General features: G+C 40.2%; 20 protein-coding genes and 1 pseudogene. 7 read left to right on the forward strand and 14 right to left on the reverse strand.

The genetic code is table 11. The features are described 5' to 3' along the window. Positions 1 to 55: 55 nt before the first annotated feature. Positions 56 to 2,149, forward strand: a complete 2,094-nt coding sequence (locus tag E0H94_RS03425; protein WP_131325141.1) for a TonB-dependent siderophore receptor — start codon at positions 56 to 58, stop codon at positions 2,147 to 2,149. A gap of 235 nt (positions 2,150 to 2,384) precedes the next feature. After that, entirely contained in the window at positions 2,385 to 2,930 is a 546-nt protein-coding gene (gene ruvC / locus E0H94_RS03430) for a crossover junction endodeoxyribonuclease RuvC (RefSeq protein WP_116763599.1), read from the forward strand. Between the two features lie 17 nt (positions 2,931 to 2,947). Here ruvC and E0H94_RS03435 read toward each other — a convergent pair whose 3' ends face one another. Continuing rightward, the gene (locus E0H94_RS03435; protein WP_131325142.1) at positions 2,948 to 3,226 is read right to left on the reverse strand and encodes an acylphosphatase; all 279 of its coding nucleotides are present in this window, start codon (positions 3,224 to 3,226) and stop codon (positions 2,948 to 2,950) included. A 1-nt stretch (position 3,227) separates the two neighbouring features. Continuing rightward, positions 3,228 to 4,718, reverse strand: coding sequence for an NAD(P)H-hydrate dehydratase (locus E0H94_RS03440; RefSeq protein WP_131325143.1), 1,491 nt, complete (start codon positions 4,716 to 4,718; stop codon positions 3,228 to 3,230). Positions 4,719 to 4,739: 21 nt separating this feature from the next. On the opposite strand from E0H94_RS03440, the gene queG reads away from it, so the two are divergent. Continuing rightward, positions 4,740 to 5,840, forward strand: coding sequence for a tRNA epoxyqueuosine(34) reductase QueG (gene queG, locus E0H94_RS03445; protein ID WP_131325144.1), 1,101 nt, complete (start codon positions 4,740 to 4,742; stop codon positions 5,838 to 5,840). Positions 5,841 to 6,139: 299 nt separating this feature from the next. Further along, positions 6,140 to 7,129 (forward strand): biotin synthase BioB, encoded by a 990-nt coding sequence (gene bioB, locus E0H94_RS03450; RefSeq protein ID WP_131325145.1) that lies wholly within the window; start codon positions 6,140 to 6,142, stop codon positions 7,127 to 7,129. Positions 7,130 to 7,241: 112 nt separating this feature from the next. On the opposite strand, the gene E0H94_RS03455 is transcribed toward bioB, so the two are convergent. The 6 genes from E0H94_RS03455 to E0H94_RS03480 all read right to left on the reverse strand — a co-directional run bounded on the left by E0H94_RS03455 (position 7,242) and on the right by E0H94_RS03480 (position 13,301). Beyond that, a complete protein-coding gene (locus E0H94_RS03455) occupies positions 7,242 to 7,466 on the reverse strand; it encodes a hypothetical protein (protein WP_131325146.1) in 225 nt (74 codons plus the stop codon). 451 nt (positions 7,467 to 7,917) lie between these two features. Beyond that, positions 7,918 to 8,619 (reverse strand): VIT family protein, encoded by a 702-nt coding sequence (locus tag E0H94_RS03460; protein ID WP_131325147.1) that lies wholly within the window; start codon positions 8,617 to 8,619, stop codon positions 7,918 to 7,920. Positions 8,620 to 8,818: 199 nt separating this feature from the next. After that, entirely contained in the window at positions 8,819 to 10,279 is a 1,461-nt protein-coding gene (locus E0H94_RS03465) for an OmpA family protein (RefSeq protein ID WP_131325148.1), read from the reverse strand. Between the two features lie 157 nt (positions 10,280 to 10,436). Further along, positions 10,437 to 11,672, reverse strand: coding sequence for a dihydroorotase (locus E0H94_RS03470; protein ID WP_131325149.1), 1,236 nt, complete (start codon positions 11,670 to 11,672; stop codon positions 10,437 to 10,439). 9 nt (positions 11,673 to 11,681) lie between these two features. Beyond that, positions 11,682 to 12,698, reverse strand: coding sequence for an aspartate carbamoyltransferase catalytic subunit (locus E0H94_RS03475; protein ID WP_131325150.1), 1,017 nt, complete (start codon positions 12,696 to 12,698; stop codon positions 11,682 to 11,684). Positions 12,699 to 12,947: 249 nt separating this feature from the next. Next, entirely contained in the window at positions 12,948 to 13,301 is a 354-nt protein-coding gene (locus tag E0H94_RS03480; protein WP_131325151.1) for a hypothetical protein, read from the reverse strand. Between the two features lie 250 nt (positions 13,302 to 13,551). Here E0H94_RS03480 and rlmKL point away from each other — a divergent pair, with 250 nt between their 5' ends. Continuing rightward, a complete protein-coding gene (gene rlmKL, locus E0H94_RS03485) occupies positions 13,552 to 15,756 on the forward strand; it encodes a bifunctional 23S rRNA (guanine(2069)-N(7))-methyltransferase RlmK/23S rRNA (guanine(2445)-N(2))-methyltransferase RlmL (protein ID WP_131325152.1) in 2,205 nt (734 codons plus the stop codon). Positions 15,757 to 15,849: 93 nt separating this feature from the next. Here rlmKL and E0H94_RS03490 read toward each other — a convergent pair. From E0H94_RS03490 to E0H94_RS03505, 4 genes and pseudogenes are all read right to left on the reverse strand, one after another. Then, a pseudogene (locus E0H94_RS03490) lies at positions 15,850 to 16,056 on the reverse strand (cation:dicarboxylate symporter family transporter); the annotation flags it as partial. A 170-nt stretch (positions 16,057 to 16,226) separates the two neighbouring features. Beyond that, entirely contained in the window at positions 16,227 to 17,516 is a 1,290-nt protein-coding gene (locus E0H94_RS03495) for a DUF945 family protein (RefSeq protein WP_131325153.1), read from the reverse strand. 210 nt (positions 17,517 to 17,726) lie between these two features. Beyond that, entirely contained in the window at positions 17,727 to 20,306 is a 2,580-nt protein-coding gene (gene clpB, locus E0H94_RS03500) for an ATP-dependent chaperone ClpB (RefSeq protein ID WP_131325154.1), read from the reverse strand. A 294-nt stretch (positions 20,307 to 20,600) separates the two neighbouring features. Further along, positions 20,601 to 21,023, reverse strand: a complete 423-nt coding sequence (locus E0H94_RS03505) for an OsmC family protein (protein ID WP_116763217.1) — start codon at positions 21,021 to 21,023, stop codon at positions 20,601 to 20,603. A 148-nt stretch (positions 21,024 to 21,171) separates the two neighbouring features. On the opposite strand from E0H94_RS03505, the gene crp reads away from it, so the two are divergent. Next, positions 21,172 to 21,879 (forward strand): cAMP-activated global transcriptional regulator CRP, encoded by a 708-nt coding sequence (crp, locus tag E0H94_RS03510; protein WP_116763219.1) that lies wholly within the window; start codon positions 21,172 to 21,174, stop codon positions 21,877 to 21,879. A 158-nt stretch (positions 21,880 to 22,037) separates the two neighbouring features. Then, positions 22,038 to 23,087, forward strand: coding sequence for an NADP(H)-dependent aldo-keto reductase (locus tag E0H94_RS03515; RefSeq protein ID WP_131325155.1), 1,050 nt, complete (start codon positions 22,038 to 22,040; stop codon positions 23,085 to 23,087). A 184-nt stretch (positions 23,088 to 23,271) separates the two neighbouring features. On the opposite strand, the gene E0H94_RS03520 is transcribed toward E0H94_RS03515, so the two are convergent. Together E0H94_RS03520 and E0H94_RS03525 are read right to left on the reverse strand one after the other, a co-directional pair. Further along, entirely contained in the window at positions 23,272 to 24,048 is a 777-nt protein-coding gene (locus tag E0H94_RS03520) for a M48 family metallopeptidase (protein ID WP_131325156.1), read from the reverse strand. 112 nt (positions 24,049 to 24,160) lie between these two features. Further along, positions 24,161 to 24,469, reverse strand: a complete 309-nt coding sequence (locus E0H94_RS03525) for a hypothetical protein (RefSeq protein ID WP_131325157.1) — start codon at positions 24,467 to 24,469, stop codon at positions 24,161 to 24,163. Positions 24,470 to 24,493: the final 24 nt, after the last annotated feature.

Here is a 24,493-nt window from a genome sequence, read left to right on the forward strand (position 1 = left end):
TCTAGGCATAAAAATATAAAATGTTATAACATTACATTAATCTTTTTTATGACTTATGAAACAATCTTTTCACCTCTTTTATTCTGGCCTCAGCTTGTCTCTCTTCGCGCCATTCTGTTGGGCTGAAAGTACACCAGAAGTACTTAAAACCATACAATTACAGGCCGAAACGTTAACAGAAAGTTCAAAGCAAACGACTGCCTTAACCAAGTTTTCACATGATATTCTCGACATCCCTTTTAGTCGCAGCCTATTCTCCAAAGACCTTATCCAACAGCAAGATGTACAACGTATAGATGATGCTCTGGCTCAGGTCAGTGGTGTATATCATCAAACTAATTATGGAGGTGGCTTTTGGGACAACTATTCTTTTCGTGGTTTTAGTACCGATCCTAATATTGGGGCTCAAATGATTAGAAATGGTCTGAGCGTCAATCGTGGACTTAGTGTCCCGCGAGATATGGTCAATATCGAATCACTCGACTTTTTAAAGGGTCCTACGGCTGCACTCTATGGTCGTGGTGAAACAGGTGGACTTTTGAATATCAACACCAAACAGCCTAAATGGGAATCCCAAAGTGAAATTAATCTACGCGCCAATAGCCTAGAAAAATATCGTGCGAGCTTTGAGCATACAGGTCCTCTCAATAATGACATTGCCTATCGATTTGCGATTGCACATGAAGATAATCAAAGTTTCCGTGACCATGTATCCAGTGAACGTTGGTTTTTTTCACCTCAATTGACTTGGAAAATTTCTGATCAAACTCAATTCGATTTTGATAGCGAGTTTACGCAACAAAAGGGAACTTTCGACCGTGGAATCAGCAGTTATCAAAAACAATTTGTCATGCAACCTGAAACCTTTTCAGGCGAGCCCAATGATGGTCAGCATCTTCAAAAGGACAACTTTTACCAGCTTCGTCTCTCACATCAATATAATGACGCTTGGAAAATCAATAATGCCTTGAGCTTTAAAGATGCCCAATTAAGAGGTTTTTCTAGTGAGCCGCGTAAAATTCAAAGTGATGGTCAGACCCTAGAACGACAACGTCGTTATCGTGACAATAAAAGTGATGACGCCCTTTTTCAAACGGAATTACTGGGCGTAATTCAACAAGATTGGGCCAGACACGAAGTTCTGGTCAGCGGTGAAATTGGCCACTTGAATTATCGCCAACTTCAATTGCGACGTAATCATAGCACCAGCATCCCCAATACTATCGACATCTATAACCCCGTGTATGGACAATATCTTCCTGAACTTCCGTTATTCATTAATACAGAAGAACAACAAAGCTATTTTGCCCTGAATCTTCAAGATCAAGTTTTTCTAAATGATCAATGGAGCATCCTACTTGGCGCACGTTTTGACCATATCACGCAAGATTTTCAAAATAAACTGATTGATAGCTCAAGTAAAAGAGATGTACAACAAACCAGTCCACGATTAGGCGTAAATTATCGGCTAAATGATGATTGGTCATGGTATGCAAATTATGGACATTCATTCGCACTGAACAGCGGTGTAGACCGTCATGACCAAGTTTTTGATCCAGAAAAAGGCATAAGTTACGAAGTGGGGAGCAAATACCAGATCAACCCTCAGAGCCTGCTTAGTCTCGCCTTATTTAAAATGAAGAAAGAAAATGTCTTAACCACCGATCCCACAGATGCTAATTATCAAGTCGCGGCAGGTGAAGTTTCCAGCCAAGGCATTGAACTTGATTTAGAAATGCAACTGAATGATCAATTCTCAGCACGAGCCAACTACAGCTACACCGATGCAAAAGTTGAAAAAGACCAAATACTTGTCAAAGGTTCCAGATTAAGTAATGTGCCGAAACACAGTGGCTCAATCAATGGAAATTACGAATGGTCATTGGCAAATGCCAATAAAATGGGCATCGGTGCAACCGCGATTTATGTCGGAGATCGTAGTGGGCATAGCAGTGATAATGGATTTACCCTACCTGCATACACTTTAGTCAATTTACACGCCTATTATGCGCCATCAGAGCAACTCCATTATCAATTCAATATCAATAATTTATTGGATGAAACCTACTATGTTGCAAGTTATAGCGAGCTTTGGATTCAACCCGGCGATCCATTAAATGCATCGCTTGCATTGCAGTGGAAATTCTAAATCCTTCTTCGAACCCGTTAATTGTAAAATTTTCGGGTTTTACTTTTGGTGATCATGCTCTTTACGATTACTCAAAATCATCACCAACAAATACGCCTGTGAAAATTTAGCCAGATCGCTCAACAACACCTTGATTAAAGCGAAATAACTGTTCTTCCAAGTCGATAAAATCATATACTTCACAGATCGATTGCAATCTCTGCATCATTTTTTCAGATCTTACCAAGTTTTTATTATGTCATTAATTATTGGGATTGACCCAGGTTCACGCCTTACAGGCTATGGAATTATAGAAAAAGACGGTCAAAAATTACGCTTTGTCGATGCGGGAACCATCCGTACCGAAAGCAAAGACATGCCAGAACGCCTAAAACGTATTTTTGCAGGTGTTGAACGGATTGTGAAATTTCACGGTCCGACTGAAGCAGCGGTTGAACAAGTATTTATGGCTCAAAATCCTGATTCCGCACTAAAATTAGGACAAGCTCGTGGTGCAGCGATTGCTGCGCTTGTAAATCTGGATTTGCAAGTTGCTGAATATACCGCCCGCCAAATTAAACAGTCGGTGGTTGGCTATGGCGCTGCGGATAAAGAACAAGTTCAAATGATGGTGGTCAAACTCCTGAACTTAAGTGTGACTCCCCAAGCCGATGCTGCCGATGCACTGGCCGCTGCCATTTGTCATGCACATGCTTCAGGAACTATGAGTAAACTGGCTGTACTTAATGCTTTAGGGGGCATGGCTCGTGGACGGAGTCGTTCCAGTAGCCGACGTCGTTAATAATTCAACAATTTCGTTTATTCACGAATAATCTGAAAGTCAGTCACGTCGAGATCTTGTGATACTTCACAACTTCTCACCTGCTGCACTTCGGCATGGGATGGTCCTAAATAAGCCAGTTCGATCACGCGAGATAGACTTTCTGCATCAGTGATCACCAGAGCCTCTACTTCACCTGTTGCTAAATTTTTGACATAGCCTTTTAATGCTAAAGCTTGAGCCTGCTGATAAAACCATCGACGATAGCCCACTCCCTGAACCTGTCCTGAAATGATGAGCCGAAATGCTTTTTGCATCTTAATCTCCATTCACAACAGAATAAATTGCTCGTCCCATATCATGAGCTTGTAAACCACGTATCCCTGATTCAGCCAATATATCCCCAGCTTGTGCATGTAAACTGACAATTTGATGTAGGGCAATTTGATCATGAAATTGCGCTTTTAAACTCGCCACCATACCTGCGAGTACATCACCCATGCCGCCAGTTCCCATGCCCGCATTGCCTTGAGTACAAATATACAATTTATCCTCCAAAATCAAACTACCTGAACCTTTGAGTACCCATTGCCCAGCAAAAGTCGCACGTAATCGATGAATCGCGGCAATACGGTCTTGTTCTATATCCGCTGCTGTACAACCCAACAAAGTTGCAGCCTCACCCGAATGTGGTGTTGCATAGATATGATCATTCAACTTTTGCTTTTCTTTAGCTAAAAACCAAAGTCCATCTGCATCCAACACGACTTCTAAATGTGTACTTTGATTGAGTAGTTCGAACCATTGCTGAAAAATCTGCTCAGCCCAATCATCACGCCCCAACCCCATGCCAAAACAAACCGCATCGACATGGCTTAATAACTGTTGAATTGCCTCAGAATTTAAAGCATTAATATCTCGCAGCATCATATTTGGAGCACGCGCCAAAATTGATGAGTGATGCTTGGCATGACAGACCACACTGACTTTTCCAGCCCCCGCATGAAAAGCAGCTTCTGCCGCCATGATGACTGCCCCACCCATATCAGCATGACCACCCACCACCAGTACGTGACCATAACTACCTTTATGTCCAAAGGCTTGCCGTTGCGGTAAAGTAATCTTCTTTGGCGATAACTGCGCGATGGGGTGTAATTCATCATCTTGAGGAATAAGACTGAGTAAATGTAATTTCCCCACAAATTCCTTACCTTGTCCTGTAAATAAGCCTGCTTTATAACCCAGCAAAGTAAAGGTTTGATCAGCTTGAATGCTACAGGGTAAAGCCTGACCTGTATTCGCCTGTAAGCCACTCGGAATATCGACCGCAATTTTCAATCCCGTTTGTGCATTGAATAAGTGAATAATCCTTTGCCAATCTTGACCCAACTCACGGTTCAGTCCTATTCCAAATAAAGCATCAATATGACATTCATAACTCGATAAGTGTTGTTGCAACTCAGGCTGTGTTACAACCATTTCAATTGTAATAAAAGACACATTCTGCGACTGAGCAAATAAATATGCTCGATGTAAATCTGGTGATGGTCCACGTTCAGTGGTTAATGCAGTGACTTGAAAACCCACCTGTTTTAAGTAACCTGCAATAAAATAACCATCCCCCGCATTATTGCCTTGCCCACACCACACCGCTATTTTTTTAATCTGCTTTTGTTCAAATTGTGGTAATAACTGTTGCACAATTGTCCAAGCGGCTTGCTGCATTAAACCTAATGATGAATTTTGCTGAGCAAACCAACGTTGCTCCCATGCTTGAATTTCGCTGCTATGGTAAACTGAACGTTGCATGATTTCCCCTATTATTGGTTTATGGCTTCGACCTCTTCTTCCTCAAACATCTCACTGCAACAGCTTGATCTTCAAGAGCTAAAAACATGGATCAAAACGCAGGCTTTAGACTTGGGTTTTGCTGATTGTGTCATTGCCAAACCAGATGCTCAAGCAGAATTAGAACGTTTTAAAGAATATTTAAAGCGTGGTTATCATGCAGATATGACTTATCTTGAAGAAAATTTGGACAAACGTGCCGACCCAACGCTACTGGTTCCAGGCACTCGTAGCATTATTTGTGTTCGGATGAACTATTTAGTAGAAACCCCAAAACCACGTTATGTTCCCAATGAACCGAATGCCGCCATTATTGCGCGTTATGCACGTGGGCGGGATTATCATAAAATTATGCGCGGGCGTCTTAAAACGCTAGCAACACGGATTCGTGAGCGTGTCGGAGAGTTTGAGTCCCGCCCTTTTGCAGATTCCGCACCCATTTTTGAAAAGTCTTTGGCAGAAAATGCTGGTATGGGCTGGACAGGCAAACATACTTTACTTATTCATAAAAAATCAGGTTCATTTTTTGTTTTAGGGGAATTGTTTACTTCTCTTGATTTACCTTTTGATGGTCCGACCACGAAGCATTGTGGCTCCTGTACAGCTTGTATTGATATCTGCCCGACACAAGCGATTGTCGAACCCTATATGCTCGATGCACGTAAATGTATTGCTTATTTAACCATTGAATACAAAGGCATTATTCCCGAAGAATTAAGACGTGGAATCGGCAATCGGGTTTTTGGCTGTGATGACTGTCAGCTCATTTGCCCTTGGAACAGCTTTGCGCAAAAAGCCAGTATCGAAGATTTTAATCCACGCCATGATCTAGATCAGGTCACTTTATTAGATTTATGGCACTGGGATGAAGCAACTTTTTTAACCAATACCGAAGGCAGCCCAATACGGCGCACAGGCTACCAAAGCTTTATGCGCAATATTGCGATTGGTTTAGGAAATGCACCATTTTCTAGCTTAATTCTACAAACTTTGCACGAAACTCGTCACTTGCATGATGATATTGTGCAAGTCCATATTGATTGGGCTATTCAAGAACAATTGATTAAATTTCAAACAATTTAAAGTCATTAGTCCGTTATTAATAAAGAAACTTTGCATATCCAGTTCTTTGCAAAGTTATTGTTTTATAAAAAGGATAGTTACTTGTTTGGCGCAAAATCTATTGAACCAAATAAAAACTTTGCATGGAATATTCACTAAAAATAGCTGACTTTGTGACTAAAACTTGCATCTAATCGCTCATTACATCGACCTTTTTTAATCGTCAGATACCATAAGTTTTGGTTTTTTTTGCCTTTGGTTTTGGCACGAAATCTGTATTATAAAAGCCAATAAAGAATACAGATGATGGACTTCCTAGAATGACTGTACGTAATGATTGGACGCGTGAAGAAATTCAAGCTTTATATGAACAACCTTTTTTAGACTTGGTTTTCCAAGCTCAGAAAGTTCATCGTGAGCATTTCGATGCCAATACCATTCAAGTCAGCACTTTATTATCAATTAAAACAGGCAAATGCCCTGAAGATTGCAAATACTGCTCTCAATCTGCACGTTATGATTCAAAACTAGAAGCAGAAAAGCGTATTGCTGTAGACAAAGTCATTAGCGAAGCCAAAGAAGCCTTAGAGTCTGGTTCTTCACGCTTCTGTATGGGGGCTGCATGGCGTAACCCACACGAGCGCGATATGCCTTATGTACTAGAAATGGTTCGTGAAGTAAAAGCTTTAGGTTTAGAAACTTGCATGACTTTAGGCATGTTAAACCAGTCTCAGGCTGAACGCTTAAAAGATGCTGGACTCGATTACTATAACCACAACCTTGATACTTCACGTGAGTATTATTCAAATATCATCAGTACCCGTACTTTCGATGATCGTTTAAATACACTTGAATATGTACGCGGTGCAGGCATGAAAGTGTGTAGTGGTGGTATTGTTGGTTTGGGTGAAGACACTGCCGATCGTATTGGTCTATTACTTGAACTTGCAACATTACCTATTCACCCAGAATCAGTGCCAATTAACATGCTGGTTCCAATTGAAGGCACGCCATTGGCAGATGTAGAAAAGCTCGATGTGACTGAATGGATTCGTACCATTGCTGTTGCACGTATCATTATGCCAAAAAGCTATATTCGTCTTTCTGCAGGTCGTGAATCTTTATCTGATTCGGACCAAGCATTGGCATTTATGGCAGGTGCAAACTCACTGTTTTCTGGTGAAAAATTACTGACTACGCCAAATGCGGGTGAAGGTCGCGACAAACAGTTATTTAATAAATTAGGTTTAGTTGCTGAAAAAGCAAAACCGACTGTTTCTGAACTTTCAGTAGATGCAATGGCAGGCTAATAAGCCTTCTCAAGTTGTTAATCTGAATCAAATGCCAATTCTATGAATTGGCATTTTTATTTGTATTCCAATTAAGATTTTTATACTACTGGCTCAATGAAGAATGAGCAGTTTAACCTGCAAAGTTATGTGCGGTAATCAGAATGCCATATTGTGCAGTTAGATAATCCCCTTTTCGAATAACATCGGCACCGTTGGCGTGGAAAACCGTTAGCTGTTCGGCTACTGCATCATATTCGAAACGTTCATAACAATCTTGATGATGGCATAACCATATGAGGGTATCTACCAACTGCTCATCGACAATATAGCTTTCTTTTTGAAAATCTTTAGACATGTTTGGTCGAAAAATAAAGTTAATGCCTTGTATTGTATCGGGCTTTAATCAAATTCGAGAAGCAATACAAAAAAAATTATCTAAAAAATAGCTGTCCTAGAATGTATAAAATCCGAAATGATTGACTCATTTCGGATTTAACTAGAGCAATTCTAAGACGAAGAGGTCTTATTCTCGCCACATTTTCTGCATTCCAGATGTTCACCTATTTCCTGCATTCGTTCATATTCATAAATGTGGAAACAAAGTAACTTTCTGAGTAGTTGAAACATTTTAAACTCCTTGTTTAATTTTTTTGTTTCATGCATGTTTCAGTCCTGAAACATCAATGCATCCAAGTGATCAAATGCATAGCATTATAATTATCACATTTTTATCGAATGGCAAATAATTAACACAAGCTTCAATTGCATTTCGTCGGAAAGTAAACTCATAGCATAGACATTAGTCGTTACGCGACATTCACATTAAACATTGAACCGATGGCACTGGTAATCAGCATAGCAAAGCATCCCCAAAACAACACTCTTAAAGCACCTTTCCAAATGGATGATCCTGCGGTATAGCTTGCTAATGCACCCAAGCTCACTAAAGCAAAAATAGAAACGATCACAATCGCACTAGCTAAATAATCTTGTGGTGCCATAAGCACAGCCAACAATGGAATGGCTGCCCCAACTGAAAATGATAAAGCCGAAGACAAAGCGGCTTGCACTGGTTTTGCTGCAGTCATTTCAATAATGCCAATTTCATCGCGGGCATGTGCTGCCAAAGAATCATGTGCTGTTAACTGAATTGCCACCTCGTGCGCCAATTTTTCATCTAAACCACGATGGATATAAATTTGTGTCAGTTCTCTTAATTCTTGTTCAGGATTATTCTCTAATTCACGTCGTTCAAGTGCTAAATCTGCCTCTTCAATATCGGCTTGCGACTTAACCGAAATATATTCCCCCGCAGCCATAGATATCGCACCAGAAATCAAACCTGCTAAACACGTAATCAGAATGGTTTGTTGCCCTGCACCACTTGCCACAATACCAATTACCAGACTGGTGACTGAAATTATGCCATCATTCGCTCCTAAAACTGCCGCACGCAACCAACCCGTTTTTTCTAAATTATGTTTCTCTAAATGTATAGACCTTCTCATCAACGCTCTCAACTTGATTTTTTATTCATGCCACATAAATACCGATATTAAACCAATATTCTTAATCCGCACTTAACTCAAGCATTCGATTTACAAAAACTTTTTTAAACCCACTTTTCTAGTGAGCACGATGTACTCAAAATTAAGCGCATAACCATCAACGGGACTATGTGTCCTCTATGCAAATTAGGTTCTTCTTTTAATAACTCCCAGTACTCACGCCTTGGTCATTCACTTGGCGTGCTTTACCCGTTTCAGTATTCAGCACGGTAAATTCAATTCTACGATTTTTAAACTGCCCCTCTGGCGTACTATTTTCAGCAATGGGTTTTTCAGCACCCATCCCTACAGCTTGCAATTTAGCTGGATCAACCCCTTTTTTAATTAAATAATCCATAACTGCTTGAGCACGTTTCACTGAAAGTTCTTTATTGTCTTGTGCAGTACCTACGTTATCCGTATGCCCTTCTATCACCAAATGAACTTGCGGTGCACGCCGAATTAACGCTGCTGCTTGATCCAGAATAGATTGATTAATTTTAGGAATTTCGCTTGAGTGAGGTTCAAAATTGATGATTTGTAAATTTAAAGCCGTTGCTACATCTAAGGCACTTACATGTTCTGGATTTAAACTCGCCAGTGCTTTTTCAGCACTACTAACACTACTTCCTACAGCTTGATTTACATCTAAAGGCTGCTGCGTCACTATTTGCATATTTTTGACTAACGGTTGGATTTTTTGGGCAAGCTCGGTCGCAACTGCATTAGTTTTAGCTTGAATCGACAATTGATCACCCATCCAAGTCATTGAAACATTCGGTGTTCCTTTTATCATTTTCAACACACTGGGAATTGCCTCCTGATCAATCAAAGTTTTATGAAATTGACTATTATCATCGACCCCACATCCGACAGGATGAGTAAATATCTGTTTCACTTCCGTTTGTAAAATATCAATATAAGACTTGTTAGATGTAAAAATTTGACAGGTGACCAACATCCCATCCTGTCCAGTGGTTAACTGAAATTTTGCTGGTTGACTGGCAATATTCGTATTCTCTACCACTGAGTTAGATTGTTCATCACGGCTACACATTTTAAAAAGTAAAGCGCAGATTACCCCCAATACAACAATAAATAAAACGGGTATCCACCACCGGCTTTGCTTTTTTGCACCAATATAAGAAGCATTACTTAGGCTTTGATTTAGAGTTTGACCAACTAGTGTATTTACACCTAGTGCGGCAAGTAGTGGTTTAGCCCACAAAGGTAAAGCTACGGCAATGTCCGTATTGTGATTAAGTAAAAAATGCTCTATGGCATGCTGATCATTTGAACCGGCTTGTGTCTCTAAAACCCCCAAAGTCGGTGCAATCGCATTGTTCAAGGTTTCTTCAATTTCAGATGGTGGTGCGGTCGCACCAATTGCTTCAATAAATTTTTCTTTGAGCGATTGATGTGTCTTAAAAAGATCACTCAATCTGGGATTAAGATGGTTCTGTAACTCCGTAATATGATCTGGTTTTTCTTTTAATAAACTGAGTAAAATCGGATAAAAATTATCTAGGGCATGTTTCTTTTCCAGCAAATGCTCTGTCTCAGATTGTAAAACTATAGGTGTGACTTGTTGCTGTAGTAATTCAATGATATTGGTCAGCATTTCCTGCCCTCTTATTCTTTTGTTGTTTTATTAAGTTAGTTTATATGTTCAATTTTTATACAGTGTAAATTATTGTATTTTCTACAACCCTTGATCCATCTCAAATTTTTAGGCATAAAAAAGCCAGCGATTGCTGGCTTTTTATAACACTCAAAAATTAAGCATGAAAAGTTTGCAGTACTTTTCCTGTTAAAGTCTGATTAATTAATGGCGTATTTTTACCTTGTGAAAGAATACTCTCTTTGGTTAAGGTCCACTCAAGTTCTGGGTCAACCAATACCCATCCCGCTTCTTTTACCCAACGCTCTTGCATATTGGCAACTTTGGCTGGTGCTAAAGTCACTTTCTCCACCCATTCTAAAGGCGTAAATAAACCTTCTTTCACCAATTGCACCCCTAAAGAGACATAGGTATCAAATGCAGTAAAACCAGGTTCAGTTTCTGCAAATGGTGCCATTTTTGCCGAGCTGCTTAATGGTTCATGATGAGTACAAATCGCATCAATTACACCATCTTTTACACCTTGGCGTAAACGCTCTTGATCTTTTTCAGAACGTAGTGGTGGACGCACGTGCGCTAACGCATTAAAACCATCAATCAAGCGATCTGTTAAGTGTAGTTGATGCATTGCCACATCGGCAGTAACTGGTAAGCCCTTTTCTTTGGCAATTTTGATTAACTCCACAGAAGCGCCACATGACAACAAACTAAAATGTGCATGCACGCCCGTGGCTTCAATCATGAGTAAATATTTAGCAATCGCAACGGTTTCTGCCAACGCAGGAATCATTGGTAAACCTTGACGTGATGCAATAAAACCTTCGTGTACACAGCCATCTTTGGCCAGTTGTGGTTCTTCTGCATAGAACACAACGGTTAAACCGAGACCTGCTGCGTATTCCAAAGTTCGAAGAACGACATCATCATTGGCAAAAGATGCATTCGCATTTGAAACAGCAGTACAGCCACCTTTTTTCAAAGCCGCCATGTTCGCAGGTTGTTGACCTTTTAAACCTTGGGTTTGCGCACCAATTACCTGAAGGTAAATCCCCCCATCTAACATGGCTTTTTCAACCAAACCATGAATTAAAGCCCCATTGTCTTGCACAATCGGTTTTGAATCTGGTGGCGTAAACACATGCAGAATACCATTCTCACGTGCTGCACGACCTTCAGACTTGAGCGTACCATGCTGCTGCTGACCTGGCTCACGTAAACGCGCACACAAATCGACCATGGTTGGCATTAACCATTTGCCTTGACCATCCAGAGTTGTTTCAACGTGTTCAGAAGCAGCTACCAATTTACCCTGCTCTAAATAAACAGTTTGCACCAAATCAGTTTGCTGAATTGGGTCTAAGACACGGACATTTTCAATTTTTACAATACTCATGGCTTTTTCTTATCCCGCAATTGCTTCTAATAAACCTTGTTCTTGCAACTGACCTTGCATTGAAAGCGCTAAGACAGCCATACGCACCGCAATACCATTCGTGACCTGATTTAAAATCACTGATTGTGGACCATCTGCAATGCTGGAATCGATTTCCACACCACGGTTCATAGGCCCTGGATGCATCACGATACAATCAGGCTTCGCCAATGCTAAACGTTCTTTGTTCAAACCAAACATTTTGTAGAATTCAGACTGTGAAGACAGCGCTGGCGAATCAATCCGTTCATTTTGAATACGCAGGGTAATGATCACATCACAATCCTTCACGCCTTCATCCATTTTGTTAAATAGACGAACGCCTGCCCCATATTCTTCAAAACCATAAGGTAATAATGTATTCGGAGCAATCACACGAATATCTTTACAACCTAAAGTTTGTAAAGCAGCAACATCTGAACGTGCCACACGTGAATGTTTAATATCACCAATAATCGCCACACTCATGTCTTCAAATGGCTTTTTGGTTTCACGGCGAATGGTTAACATGTCTAACATGGCTTGTGTAGGATGCGCATGACGTCCGTCACCTGCATTGATGATCGCAACATGCGGACAAACCGTCTGAGCAATAAAATGTGCAGCACCCGAAGATGAATGACGAACCACAAAAATGTCCGCCGCCATTGCCTCTAAATTCCAAAGTGTATCGCGTAAAGTTTCACCCTTAGACGTACTTGAACGTGCAATATCAATATTCAGGACATTGGCCGATAATCTTTTTGCTGCTGCTTCAAAGGTAGTACGGGTACGCGTGGAATTTTCAAAAAACAGGTTCATCACCGTACGACCTTCAAGTAGGTTGTTGGTAATCAGCTGATTTTGGTCATTAAAAAAGGACTGCGCAGTGTCCAATATTTTAGTGAGTGTGGCTTTCGATAGCCCTTCGATGGTCAGGAAATGTTTTAAATTTCCATCTTTATTGAGTTGAATCTGACTCGGAGTATGCAATGCCGCCAAGTGCATGAGAGATTCCTTATACGTTAAGTTAACGTATTATACAGAAATCCCCCCAATTTGGCAGTTGAAGTTTTCGACACTCAACAGAAAATATGACGATATTTAAAATGACTTCTTATTTTCCTATGCGTTATTTCAATAAGATAATTTAAACAAAATTTAGCGCTGTAAATGAGAACACCAATCATCATAAATTTAGCATTATAAGATGATTGGCTTGAATTACATGATCAGCAAACTATTTTGCGACATGATTTAACGTAATGCACCAATATAGTGATGATGTACCTGAGCGCGATAAATTTCGTCCTCAGTGACCTCTTCTTCACGATACTGTGTCGGCTCAACCACAGTTTCAGCCACCACCTCTGGTTCAATCACTGTATCCAAATCCATGAAACTGCTTAGGCGTTCAGCCTGACGGACTAACTCTGCATCGCCCGTAGCGAATGCCAAATCAACCACATGTTTTGCATACGCCTTATTCTCCGTAAGGTACATAGCATCAATGACACGCCCAGAAACGCGGCGTAATCGCGTATAAATCAAAGTCGCAGCAGAAAAAGCCTCAGGATGAGCAACAAATCCATGATTAGACATCTCTTTCAATCCCCCAGTTTTATTTAATTTAATACGAATAATTCATTCACAACAGATTTAACAAATAAAGCCCAGCTTCATCCACATCGCTGTTGATACTCTTGGAGTAGCAAAATACATACCAATTTTTGAGAACCAGATCGTTAAAAGTGTATTTTTTTATGATCTGATTATTCAAACAAGCAATTTAAAAAGCTTTCAAAGCCAAAATCAGTTAAACTTTGCAAAGTATTTTTTAAAATCTTGGTCTATCTAATTTATGAATAGCTCTTCACGTTTAAGCAACTATTGGGTCACATGTGCAGATGGGCTTGAAACCTTACTCCAAGAAGAATTACAAGGTCTAGGCATTGCACAAATTGAACGCTTTCCAGGGCGTTTAATTTTTAAAGGCACATTAGAACAAGCCTATCGTATTTGCATGTGGTCACGTTTGGCTTCACGTGTTCTACTGCCTATTCATACACATGAACTAGAACGCAGTCATGATGCACGTGATGTCGCTGAAGAACTTTATGAAGGTGCGATTAGCTTTGACTGGTCACTCATTTTTGCACCACAAAGTACTTTCGCCATTCGTTTACACATTGAACGTGACATTATGGTCAACTCACAATTCGCAACTTTACGTGTTAAAGATGGCGTTGTGGATTCATTCATGGAAGCAGTTGGACGTCGACCGAGCATTGATACCAAGCAACCTGAAATTACTCTGTATGTCCTTGCAGGTAAAACCGAACATACCTATTGCTTAGACTTATCCGGCGATTCTTTACATAAACGCGGTTATCGTCGTTATATGACGGATGCCCCGATTAAAGAAAACTTGGCTGCTGCAATTTTGCAAAAAGCCAAACTTCAACAATTACGTCCAGACATTATTTTAGACCCAATGTGTGGTTCAGGTACCTTCATTATTGAATCTTTAATGTTGTTAACTGACCGTGCTCCTGGTTTAGTCCGCCGTTTTGGTTTTAATGGCTGGAATGGTCATAACAACGAGTTATGGATGTCGATTAAGGCTGAAGCAGCGGAACGTCATCAGCAGGCAATGACACAACCATTACCAAAGTTTTATGCTTTTGATGCAGACTGGGAAGCGGTTAAAGCGACGAAACAAAATATTATTGCAGCAGGCTTTGAAAATCTGCTCGATCAAATTCAAATTGAAGAACGTACCCTTTCCGATTGGCCAGATTTTGAGCTCGGCAACAAAACCGCCTTTATTGTGACCAACCCGCCTTATGGTGAGCGTTTAGGAGAGAAAGCATCGAATCGTGCTTTATATTTGGGCTTGTCTGCATTGCTCCAAAAACACTTCCCAAATCAAACGGCAGCAGTTATTGCAGCAGCAGTAGAACAAGCCGATGTAATGGCGTTTAGTGACCCACAGACTATGCGTTTGATGAATGGTAAATTACCAATCTATATTCGCTTAGGCAAAATTAAACCTGCAACCGTCGTCAAACCATTCTTAGAAACATGGCAGCCGCTTCAATTTGAACCGATTGAAGGTGCCGAAGATTTTGCCAATCGTTTGCAAAAGAATATGCAAACCTTAAAGAAATGGGCTGTAAAAGACGGTGTGTTCTGCTTACGTTTATATGATGCAGATTTACCTGATTTTAACCTTGCGATCGATTTATATGGCGATCGTTTGCATGTGCAAGAATATGCGCCACCGAAAACCATTGATCCTGAAAAAGCTAAAAAACGTTTTAACTTGGGTTTAGCCGCAATTCGTGCAGTCACAGGTTTAGGTCGAGATGCGATTTTTATTAAAACCCGTGCACGTCAAGAAGGTAAAAATCAGTACGCCAAACAAAGTACAGCTTCAAAACGCTTTATTGTGCAAGAAGGTCAAGCAAAAATTTTGGTCAATATGACCGACTATCTTGATACAGGACTGTTCCTTGATCACCGTCAAATACGTTTACGTATTGCCAAAGAAGCACGTGGCAAGCATTTCCTTAACCTGTACAGCTATACCTCAACTGCCAGCCTACATGCGGCTTTAGGTGGCGCTGCAAGTACCACCAGTGTGGACTTGTCAAACACTTACCTAAACTGGTCAAAAGAAAACTTCGTATTAAACGGTTTAACTGTTGATCATGCCGATGAACAACACCAGTTCTTTGCTAGCGACTGTTTTGAATGGCTTAAAGAAGGTCATGAACAATATGATCTGATCTTCATCGATCCACCAACTTTCTCTAACTCGAAGAAGTTCCATGGTACTTTTGATGTGCAACGTGACCATTTATCACTACTTAAACGTGCGATGAACCGTCTAACCACTGAAGGGACTTTATACTTCTCAAACAACTACCGTGGTTTTGAAATGGATGAAGAAATTTTGGCATTCTTTGATGTCGAAGAAATTACTAGTGAAACCATTGGGCCAGATTTCAAACGTAACCAAAAAATCCACCGTGCGTGGAAAATTAGTCATCCAAAAAATTAATCCCGATATTAAAAAAGACCGCTAAAGCGGTCTTTTTTTTTGATGAGAAACCCATACTAAAGTTTTTCATAATGCAGCCCTTTTGTTGAATGGGTGATTAACGTAAGCTAAGGCTGAACCGAAAAATATAAAGAAGATAAGAATCTGAAGAATCTCATTATTCACCATCGCTTCAGCAAAGCTTTTTGGGAATATATGAGTGATAAAGGTTTGTAAACTCGGGTTTGTTGCACTAACCCCTACTTCTATGGGAGCAGTAGGAGTCGGTAGGTTCATTCCAACGCCTGTTTGGAAATAGTCAATGAACCTTAAATCATAGTCAATCAACCCGCCGATATTTCATTCAGGAATGTACTCATTCTAGAAAATTTACCGCACATTCATATCTGTAAATTAACGTAAATTAAACTCTATCTCGCTTAATACAGGAAAAAGTTAGATAGAGTGCTCCTTTTAAAACTTTTATAAAATCATTCCGTTAAAAATTTCTTCTCACCATATTTATATTCCATCGACATTTTCAGCACATCACCATCTCGCTTCAATTGCCCCGATTGCTGCATACTGCTGAGCATCGTTTCAATCTCTTGATCCGACATCGACTGTGACCCCTTACCAGGAAGGCTATTCATAATTGAAGCGACCATGTTCTTATCAAATTGCACATCAGCTTTGTATTCAACTAGACTTGGCACCATAGCCACCATGCTTTTTAAGGTCTTTTGATGGCTTGGCATAAAACGACCCGTTAGGCTAGCTTTGGCTTCACCAGTTCCAATCTTGATTTGATTATCGCTAGAATCAAACTTAAAACCTTCGTTGATAACCGCAAGTAAAGCAGGTTCTAAATCTTGTAATAATTTCTCTTGTGCTATACAACTATTCTCACTCTTTTCGAGAATATCGAACAATGCTTGAAGTTTGGCACGGTTCACGTCCAATACGTTAAAATTAAAATTGACATTCTGCATCATAGGTGAAAATGGCATTTTCATTTCTTCAACCTGAACTGCCATTTTGGTATTAAGCACTCGATCCGTCAGGTCACTTTCGGCTTCAATCCGATAGTTTTTTAATTCAGCACTCATTGGATTATTCAAACCGCGATCTGCCATTTTCAGTAAATCCATTTGAACCGTGGTTTTCCCTGCTTCCAGATAATTACCATTCAAACCCTGATTGGTTTCAATTTTCAAACCTGTCATTTGGAAGTGGGTTTCGGCATCAATCACACTCAAATTAGGAATGGCTAATTTTAAATCCTGAAGTTGTAATTGATCATTCACAGGCTTCGCCCGATATTCCAAAGTGACAGGATCTAAACGCGTTTGCATTTTAGCTTCGTTTCGCACAATCACAGGTGTGGTCAGCGTTGAGTTCATTGTCCCTAACCAATTCACATGAGTTTTGAGCTTTAAAGGTTGATCTAATAAAGATTTCAATGCGCTATCAGCTTGTACAACTTTAATATCTGACTGAATTTGGTAACCATTCCAACTGCGTTGAATCTGATCTCGCCCTGTGAGTTTAATCACATCTTTTGGCTTACATGGATCCAGTACCAGATCTGCTGTCCAATCTGCCTGTCCTTGGAATGCACCCATCTGAAAATTTTTATAATTTAAGGTTAAATTATTACTTGGTTTTTTAACTTCTTGCTGATAATAGGTTTGCAAACTTTTATCTGCATATAAATTCCCACCTACAGCCAATGTTGCAACCGCGATGACGCCACCAACACCCCACTTTATTTTCGACATGAATATATCTCATATTATGTGTTTTTTATGTTTCCGCAGTATAATCAAAAACAATATATAAAGATAATTATTTTACATATAAAGGACTTACAGGTGACCACCATCACACTATTATGTACTTAATTGTCAGTTCCTGACTCAAAATATCAAATTAAAACAAACCTTGTGACATAAAAAAACCAGCCGAAGCTGGTTCTTTTATACTTAAAATTAACTTAATTTCAATTTATCAAACAGCAAATGACCATGATCTGATTTAACTAAAATAGTATCTCCAGCTTGAAACTCTCCAGCCAGAATTTTCTGAGCCAATGGATTTTCAATCTGTTGCTGAATGGCGCGTTTCAATGGGCGTGCACCATATATTGGATCAAAACCTGCATCGATCAATAGGTCGAATGCTGTGTCTTCCACAGTTAAACTCAAGTCACGTTCAGCTAAACGACTACGCAAACGATCTAATTGAATATCCGCAATACCGCGAATCTGTGTTTTCTTCAATGAATGGAAAATCACGACTTCATCAATACGGTTAATGAACTCTGGACGGAAGTGTTGAGATACCGCACTCATCACCACTGCACGCACTTCATCATCCGCTGCTCCCTCACCCAATTCACGTACATCTTGTGAACCAAGGTTAGAGGTCATCACAATCACCGTATTCTTAAAGTCGACCACGCGACCTTGTGAATCCGTAAGACGACCATCATCCAATACCTGTAGCAATATATTGAATACATCCGGATGCGCTTTCTCAACTTCATCGAACAGCACCACGCTATACGGTTTACGGCGTACAGCTTCAGTCAATACACCACCTTCTTCATAGCCAACATAACCCGGAGGAGCACCAACTAAACGGCTGACCGAGTGTTTCTCCATGAACTCACTCATATCAATACGAATCATGGCATCATCATTATCAAATAAGAAGTTTGCCAATGCTTTGGTAAGTTCAGTTTTACCGACACCTGTTGGCCCAAGGAACAAGAAAGAACCACTTGGACGATTTGGATCAGACAAACCTGCTCGCGAACGACGTACTGCATTCGACACCGCTACGACGGCTTCATTTTGCCCAACTACACGGTTATGTAAAAACTCTTCCATTTGTAGCAGTTTTTCACGTTCGCCCTGTAGCATTTTAGCGACTGGAATACCTGTTGCTGCACTCACCACTTCAGCAATTTCATTGTCCGTAACTTTGTTACGTAGCAGTTTTGGTGCTTCGTTTTCTTCAGCAACCTCAATACGCTCTAATTGCTTCTGTAACTCGGGAATCACACCATACTGCAAACGTCCAGCCTCAGCCAAATCACCTTCACGCTGCGCCTTTTCTAAAGCAATACGCGCTTGATCTAACTTGATTTGAATATCTTTGTTACCTTCCACCAAAGCTTTATCAGCACGCCAGATTTCTTCAAGGTCGTTATATTCTTTCTCTACCGTTGCAATCTGCTCTTCAAGATGTTTGATCTCGCCTTTCGCACCTGCATCTTCATCTTTCTTCACAGCTTCAAGCTGCATCTTTAACTGAATGAGACGACGGTCAAGTTTATCCAACGCTTCAGGCTTAGAGTCCAACTCCATTTTAATGCGAGATGCCGCCTCATCAATCAGGTCAATCGCTTTATCTGGCAATTGACGGTCTGTTATATAACGATGCGACATTTTTGCAGCAGCAATAATGGCAGAGTCCAAAATCTGCACACCGTGATGCGTTGCATATTTCTCTTTTAAACCACGTAAAATTGCAATGGTATCTTCCACACTTGGCTCATCTACCAATACTTTTTGGAAACGACGTTCTAGCGCAGCATCTTTTTCAATGTACTGGCGATATTCATCTAATGTAGTCGCACCAACACAGCGTAATTCACCACGCGCCAAAGCAGGTTTCAACATATTCCCTGCATCCATTGCCCCATCACCTTTCCCTGCCCCTACAAGGGTATGCAGTTCGTCAATAAATAGGATAATGTCACCTTCGTGTTTGGCTAAATCTTTAAGAACGGCTTTTAAACGCTCCTCAAATTCACCACGATATTTTGCACCCGCAAGTAACGAGCCTAAATCTAATGATAAGACACGCTTACCTTTCAAGCTTTCGGGCACCTCACCATTGACTATACGCTGTGCTAAACCTTCGACAATTGCTGTTTTACCTACCCCCGGCTCACCAATCAATACAGGGTTGTTTTTAGTACGACGAGACAACACCTGAATCGTGCGTCGAATTTCATCATCACGCCCAATAACAGGGTCAAGTTTGCCTGCTAAGGCACGCTCAGTCAGGTCTATGGTGTATTTATTCAGTGAATCACGTTGATCTTCATGATTATTACTCATGACCTTTTCATCCCCTCGAATTTTATTAACCACTTTACGTAAGCTATCAGTGGTTACACCTACACTATTTAATAAAGACTTGGTTGCACCTATTTCAGTAAGACTAAGCAATACCCAATCCGTAGAAAGAAACTCATCTCCTGCTTTTTGAGCATAACTATCTGCCAAATTCAGTGCTTTAACTGCTTCTGGGCTAAGGTTGATCTCACCTGTCGGGTTTGCTAGCGTAGGTGCATCTTTCAGTGCTTGCTGCAATTTGCTTTGCAATTCACGTAAATTTGCACCTGCCTGTTGCAAAAGACTGGCATTCGAAGCTTCTTCCAATAAGGTCGACAACACATGAATCCCGTCAATCGAGGTATGATCTTTCCCCATTGCCAAGGATTGAGCATCAGAAAGGGCTTGCTGTAGGCGGTTTGTAAATTTTTCAAAACGCATTCTTGTTATTCCTCACAACAAATTTTTAACTTGTAAGATATATGGGAACTTATTTTTAGATTTCAAATAAATTTTTATATATTTTTCAATATCTTAAATTAAAAAATATCATAGACGTTAGTTATAATATTGGTCTGATTATTTTTATTTTCAAGAGTATTGATGTAATTTTTCTCTATCTAAAAAATTTATTCAATTAAAACCAAATTCTAAAAGTGTTTTGTTGCATATTCGGATGCAAGCTAGCATATTTTAAATCAAAAAAAAGCTGATGAATCATCAGCTTTTTCACGCTTATACAGCTTCTATAATTTCAAAATCGTGGGTAATTTCAACACCACCATCCGAGAGCATTTTACTCGCTGAACAGTACTTTTCTGCAGAGAGTTCTACCGCCTTCGCAACCTGTTTTTCCTTCACTGCTTTACCTGTTACAACGAAATGAAGGTGGATTTTGGTAAACACTGCTGGAATGCTATCGGCACGTTCTGCCTTAAGCTGACATACAACATTTGTCACATCTTGACGAGATTTTTTCAAAATGGTCACAATATCGAAGGAAGCACACCCACCAAGTCCCATTAATATAAGCTCCATGGGACGTGGTCCACGGTTTTCACCACCATACTCTGGGGATCCATCCATCACCACGCTATGACCACTTTCTGATTTCGCTTCAAAAGCAACATTCTCTAGCCAATGTACACTTGTTTGCATTGCAACTACCTAAAAAAAGCTATAAATTTACCGTATACCTGTACACTAACATAATTTGAGTTGATAAGGAATTTCACCTCTTCAGTGTGACAAGTTCATTTTAGGTCTTGTGCGATCTATTATTTATCCATTTTCGGAAACCAAAAGCATGACTTCAAATTTTTCACAGCTAAGCACTGATGCCCTATCGCCAGGTCAATTACCTGAATCAGTCAAAGCATTATTAAAACGAGCATATATAAACCGTTATCCTAAGCGTACAACTATTGTTGATGCGGGGATGGAGTCAAAATCACTTTATTTGATTTTAAAAGGGTCAGTATCTATTATTTTACGTGAAGATGATGAGCGTGAAATTGTAGTCGCATATTTGAATCCAGGAGACTTCTTTGGGGAAATGGGGCTCTTCGAATCAAATCCACAGCGTACTGCTGAAGTGCGTACACGTGATGTTTGTGAAATTGCTGAAATTACCTATGAAAACTTCCACGAGTTAAGTAAACAATACCCAGACTTGAGCTATGCGGTATTTGCTCAATTGGTGCGTCGTTTAAAAAACACAACACGCAAAGTAACTGACCTTGCATTCATTGATGTTTCTGGTCGTATTGCACGCTGCCTGATTGACTTATCAGGACAACCTGAAGCCATGATTTTACCAAATGGTCGCCAAATCCGTATTACACGTCAAGAAATTGGTCGTATTGTCGGTTGCTCACGCGAAATGGTTGGTCGTGTACTCAAAACCCTCGAAGATCAGGGCATGATTCAAACTGACGGTAAAGCCATTCTTATTTTTGATGTATCTTTAGAACAGTCAAATACTGATGATGACTACGAAGATGATGAAGAGTAAATCTTCCGATTGTCTAAAAAAAGCAAATCAAATGATTTGCTTTTTTTATGCTAACTAATTCATTTTTTTCACAAAACAATATACAACTATTCATTAACAAACTCTCATGTTTACGATAGCCTGAAGAAATTGTTCAGCTCTTATTCAGGATAGTCTTTATGCAATTCAAACCTTTAGGCGATAGCGGTATTCTTGTTCCAGAAATTTGCTTGGGCACCATGACTTTTGGTGAACAAAACACACAGCAAGAAGCCTTTCTACAGCTGAATTATGCTTTAGAGCATGGACTAAACTTCTGGGATACAGCAGAAATGTATCCTGTCCCGCCAAAACCTGAAACGCAAGGTCGCACGGAAACCATTATTGGGAATTGGATTGCACAACATGGTGCTCGTGACCAATTATTGATTGCCTCTAAAATTGCAGGTCCCTCACAAGGAGGAAGTCATATTCGTGATGGACAAACCCGTTTTAGCGCGAGTGAAATTGCCTCCGCTTTAGATAATTCTCTCAAACGTCTACAAACAGACTATATTGATCTTTATCAACTCCACTGGCCACAGCGCAATACCAATTTCTTTGGAAAGTTAGGTTATGGCAATGCTGAAGCCTTAGACGAAAAGCCCATCACTGCACTTGCCGATACATTACTCGCACTAGCGGATGAAGTTAAAAAAGGGCGTATTCGCCACATTGGACTATCCAATGAAACCCCATGGGGAACCATGAAATTTTTGCATCTTGCCGAGCAGCTAGGACTTGAAAAAATCGTCAGTGTGCAAAACCCATATAATTTACTGAATCGTAGTTATGAAATTGGGATGGCTGAAATTGCAAAATATGAAGGTGTCGGATTGCTCGCTTATTCCCCACTCGCTTTTGGTTATCTGACTGGGAAATTCCGTCATGGTGCCCGCCCAGCCAATGCTCGTATTACCTTATTTTCACGCTTTAGCCGTTATAGCAATCCAGAAAGTGAATGGGCAACAGAACAATATGCACTTCTTGCAGAACAACATGGTTTGAGCCTAACACAAATAGCGCTTGCTTATATTAAGCAACAGTTTTTCGTGACCAGTACAATCATTGGAGCAACCAATCTCGATCAACTCAAAGAAAATATCGCTGCCTTTGACCTCGATCTATCTCCTGAAGTGATTCAAGGTATCGAAGCCATTCATCGCCAACAACCCAATCCAGCACCCTAAGTAGCAAAAACATGACTTAATTTGCTTGGGATAATGAACCTTTAATCTGCTTCTTTATGGTATAGCTAAGTTCCAATCTTATAATTCGGACTGATCGGCCACAAATGATCATCGCATTTTAAAACAATGACCCCAGAATCAAAAAAGGATGCCGAAGCATCCTTTTTTTATATGAATTAAACGATTAACGTTTGTTATATACTGCTTGTGCTACAGGTAAGTTTTTACGCATTGCTTCAATACGCTGGCTGTTTGAAGGGTGAGTCGACAAGAAAGCCGAACCTCCCGCGCCATCAAGCTTATTCATTTTTTCCCAAAGTGTAATTGCTGCTTGTGGGTTATAGCCTGCTTTCGCCATGAGCATCAGTCCACCTTGGTCAGCACGACTTTCTAGGCTACGTGAGTAAGGCAAGCCCACGCCTACTTGTGTCCCTAACTGTGCTGCCGCAGCACCCAATTGACCAACATTGTCACCCGCATAACCCAAACCAATATTCAGTGCCAAATCAGTTAATGCTTGAGCACCAATTTTGTTTTTCGCATGCTCTTCCAAGGCATGAATCATCTCATGCCCCATCACTGCGGCAATTTCAGCATCAGTCAGGTTAAGTTTATTCACAATACCTGTGTAGAACACCACCTTTCCACCAGGGGCAACATAGGCATTAACTTGGTCAGATTTTAATACTGCCAATTGCCAATCAAATTTAGTCCCTGTTTGGTTCATTTGATCAGCATAAGGTTTCAACCGCGTGAATACCGCATAAATTCGTTTATACGTCGAAGAAGAGCTATCTAGCGTATTGTTACCGCGAGCTTCCTGAACAGTTTTGTTAAAGCCCTGGGTTGCAGCAACATTTAAAGATGCTGTATCTGCACCCGCCATGTCAGCAACTGTTGTGCAACCAGAAAGTGTGACAGCTCCTGCCACACACAAACTCAACATCAGTTTGTTCTTCATTCTTTTAATCTCCACCATTCTTGGATCACTTTAATATATGCGCATTATAAGCAATCAGTGTGGAGCTTTGAATGAATAACAACTTCATAAACATAGTATTTATGTAATTAACTTAATACATAAACTGGTAACTTAACCAATAAATTAAACACACCACATTCAACACCAGATAAACCTGCCCTACAGGTTTGATTTTTTCTGCTAATTTCTCATTATGACGTTTAAACCATAAATAGGCATTTTGAATCAGAATAAGGGGTACCAAAACACAAGCAATAATCACCGACAATCCAATTAAAGCATTATAAATCACATTTGGATCAGTGGTTTGCCCTTCAATAATCATCATGGCTATGGTGGGCGCGCCGCCCATAGCAAAAATTAAAGAATATAAAATGGTATTTGAAATATTTTTGTGCATCCTGCCTAAATCCAGACTTACTGT

Origin of the sequence: Acinetobacter sp. ANC 4173 (genome assembly GCF_004331255.1) — a bacterium.
In the GTDB taxonomy this organism is placed as follows: domain Bacteria; phylum Pseudomonadota; class Gammaproteobacteria; order Pseudomonadales; family Moraxellaceae; genus Acinetobacter.